Raw genomic sequence first — 3,911 nt, 5'->3', positions numbered from 1 at the left:
CGTTAGTGATAGCTTTTTGTTCTAGCTAAATACTTAAGGGATTAAGACACTCGTTATGTACAAAAAATATTATATATTGATAATTTCTGGCATTCTGATTTGCTCAGTAGTTCCTGCAACTGTGTACATGGCAACGATAGGAAAAAAAGCAGAAAAGTCACATACAAAAACTCACTACTATTTTGAGAAAGTTGATAGCCCTATTCAGCCAATTCCACGCAGACTAGAAATTGATAAACAGTGGTTAATCCTCGGTAAAACGCTATTTCATAGTCCTTTGTTATCTAAAAATAATACAATCTCTTGCTCATCATGCCACTTATTGGACTTTGGAGGTGACGACAGTTTTCCTGTATCAATTGGAGTAAATAATGGGCAAGGTGTACGTAACTCCCCCACCGTACTTAATTCCGTATTTAATTTTAGACAATTTTGGGATGGTAGAGCCGCCTCACTTAGAGAGCAAATCGAAGGTCCAATTCATAACCCGGTTGAAATGGGTTCTACTTGGCCTGAGATAATTAAAAAGCTTAAACAAGATAGTTATTTTAGCGAAACATTTCAAGACTTAAGCTATGAGGGCATAACATCTGAAAATATTATCAAAGCAATTACTACTTTTGAAGAATCTTTAATTACACCGAATGCACCAATTGATAGGTATTTATTAGGGGATAAAACTGCCTTAACAGATCAACAAAAGAGAGGTTTAAATTACTTTATCAATTATGGCTGTAGTACTTGCCATCAAGGAAGAAATATAGGCGGTAATATTTTTCAGAAATTAGGAAGAATAAATACAATACCCAAAAAATTAACATTAGATTTAGGTAAATTTGAAGCCACGGGTCTTGATAAAGATAAGTATGTCTTTAAAGTACCTAGCCTCCGGAATATTACTGAAACTGGGCCATACTTTCATAATGGTGCAGTTGAAAGCTTAACAGAAGCAGTTCGTATTATGGCTAGCTCTCAGTTGGGCAGGCAGTTAACTGATTCAGAGCTTGACGATATAGTGGCACTATTACATGCATTTACCTCTCAAGTAATAGAGGTAAATTATGATGATTAATTTAAAATATATTCCTGAGTTTACATGCTTGTTTTTATTTACAATGTTTTCTACTTTATGGGTTATTTCTATTCAAGAAAACAAAGAAAAAGAAATAAAAGTAAAACCTTTACAACAACTTGAACTGTTAATACCTCAGCATAAAGTACAGCTACTAAATGCAAATTTTAGTGACCAGCAGCACTATGATAAACTAGCTCAAATACAATTTGAAATTGAATCTATACTATTAAAGATGAGGCTTAATAATAAATTTGATGGCTTACTAAACGAGTATAAAGAAAACTCATTACATTACATACAGTTAGCCAGTACGATGAAGACTTCTCTAAGATTAATAGCTCAAAAACCTAACGTAGATGATAAAAATATTATACAAATTATAAATGCTATACGTTTACAAATATTTTCGTTATTGACTTTACCAAATAAAAAAGATGAATCCTCACTTAGAAAATTATTAGATATTACAGAGGATGGCCAAGTTGAAAATTATCAATATTTAAAGTTAGTTAAGTTGCACAGTGTATTCATATTAGAAAACTACGAATTAACCGCTCATTATCGGCAAAGGCTTATTGATATGAGGGTAGTTGACTCGATTATAGAAGAGTTAGACCTACTGAATAAAGATATTGAAAATATACAATTCAATCAGATTGTTACCTTTTTTTGTTCTTTATTTCCTTTACTGTTCCTCTTTATAATAATTATTAAACGTCATCAATACGCTTTAGAAGAAACATCTGAATTACATCGCAAAGCTGTAGAAGTCAAAACACAATTTTTAGCTAATATGTCACATGAAATTAGAACGCCAATGACTGGCGTTATCGGTTTAGTTGAATTGACATTACAAACTGAGTTAAATCAAGAACAACGTAATTACCTTGAGAAAGTTAAGTTCTCAGCAGATTCATTGTTAGTAATAATTAATGACATTTTAGACTTTTCTAAAATTGAATCTGGTAAGTTAACAATTGAAAATATACCTTGGGAGCATAATAAATTAATCGATAATCTTATCATGATGCTTGGCATGGTAGCGGAAGACAAAGGTATCGAGTTGATTTTTGATATATCGCCGGATATACCATTAGAAATAATGGGTGACCCAGTCAGAGTGAATCAGATTTTATTAAACTTGCTATCAAATGCAATAAAATTTACTGAGGAAGGTCATGTTATTTTCAAGGCTTCATTGGGGAATGATAATGAGCAGTCACAAACAATTATTTATGAAATAAAAGATACTGGAATAGGTTTATCAGATGAACAACAGTCAAAACTATTCGAACGATTCTCACAAGCAGATCAATCGACTACGAGAAAATATGGCGGTTCAGGATTAGGTCTTGCAATTAGTAAATTACTTGTCGATTTAATGGGTGGTGAAATAAATGTCTTGAGTAAACTAGCACATGGCTCAACATTTCGCGTAACCTTACCGTTAGGATTAGTCGATGAAAATAAAGGAAATTTAAACCTAATACAGCGGAATAGTAAACATTTATTATTGCTTGAAAATAATAAAGTTACACAAAATGTGATACAAAAAATGGCAGAAGCTATTGGCTCAACTGTTAAAGTTTCAAGTAGCGTAAAAGAAGCAATTAATCTTTGCCAGCAAAATAGATTCGATATAGCTTTGGTTGATTGGAGTTTAGATGGCGAAACTGGATTAGATTTTATTAATGAAATAAAGACTAAAAATTGTTGTCCGGAAACATTAGTTATATGCAGTGCCTATAGTCAAGCATACATCGAAAAACATGCACCAGTAGAGAGCACAATTTTATATTTAGCTAAACCGTTAACCTTTTTGTCATTAAGTAAAACAATTAATCTTAATAGTAACATTGATACCCCTCTATCGTTTTTAAAGGAAAATTCAGAAGCTTACAAAAGTGAAAGTAATCAGCTTGTTGAAGGTAAAAATAGTATTTTACTAGTTGAAGATAATAAAATAAATCAGTTGATAGCCAAAAAACTATTAACAAAATTGGGCTTTCATGTTGATTTAGCAGAAAACGGTCGCTCGGCAATCGAATTGATAATGAAGAAAAATTATCGTGTTGTATTAATGGACATTCAAATGCCAATAATGGATGGTAAAGAAGCTACTATAGAACTACGTAAAAGCTATAGTGCAGATGATTTAAATATTATTGCCTTAACAGCAAATATCACAGAAGGTGACATTGAATATTATAAGAAAATAGGCATGAATGGTCATTTAGGGAAACCTTATGAAATTGAAAAAATACGAGAGGTATTATCCGATTTTTATTGTTTGATGTAATGAACGACTGATATCGGTTACATGCTTAGGCAGATTTTATCATTAAGTATTCGTCCTATGTAACTTCATTTGAGATTCTTAACCACTATACAGATTCAATTGGAACGTTTGCTGAAACAGCTATAAATTTCAATAAACTTAAAAATATTTACATTTACGGCGCATTAAACCGTGGACCTATTACGCTTAACCGTAACTTCGGTTTTGCTTGGGGTGTTAATGGATTTTTATTATTTAATGCACTGGGTAAACTCGGCACAGAAACTGTCGTCGCTGTGCGTAAACGTGTCGCTGATGAAATTACTACAACATTTGCAAGTCACTACACACATGAATTGACATTAGCTGAGGTTTTGAATTTAAAATCGATAGCTGGTTATGCAAAGCAAGCGACTGGTGAAAAGTACTTAATTACACCTCAAAGACAGTAATATTTAAGTAGATTATTTTGTAGATAAGTAAAAGCAGATACTGATTAGGGTATCTGCTTTTTTACCGTCTTATGGCAGTTAAACAGTAACTTAAGCATAATTATTT

General features: G+C 32.1%; 2 protein-coding genes and 1 pseudogene. All 3 read left to right on the top strand.

Features of this window, described 5'->3' with window-relative positions; genetic code table 11:
* Positions 1-55 precede the first annotated feature (55 nt).
* Entirely contained in the window at positions 56-1,072 is a 1,017-nt protein-coding gene (locus tag BCU91_RS07860; protein ID WP_102531235.1) for a cytochrome-c peroxidase, read from the top strand.
* On the top strand, positions 1,062-3,374 hold the full coding sequence (locus tag BCU91_RS07855; protein WP_102531234.1) for a response regulator: 2,313 nt from the start codon (positions 1,062-1,064) through the stop codon (positions 3,372-3,374). Before BCU91_RS07860 ends, BCU91_RS07855 begins: the two co-directional genes overlap by 11 nt.
* A gap of 146 nt (positions 3,375-3,520) precedes the next feature.
* Positions 3,521-3,805, top strand: a pseudogene (locus BCU91_RS20715) (NADH oxidase); the annotation flags it as partial.
* Positions 3,806-3,911: the final 106 nt, after the last annotated feature.

It is taken from the genome of Shewanella sp. 10N.286.52.B9 (assembly GCF_002873635.1).
Classification (GTDB): Bacteria; Pseudomonadota; Gammaproteobacteria; order Enterobacterales; family Shewanellaceae; genus Shewanella.
The sequence above is the reverse complement of the archived record's forward strand: the minus strand, read 5'-3'. Positions and strand labels throughout refer to the sequence as shown.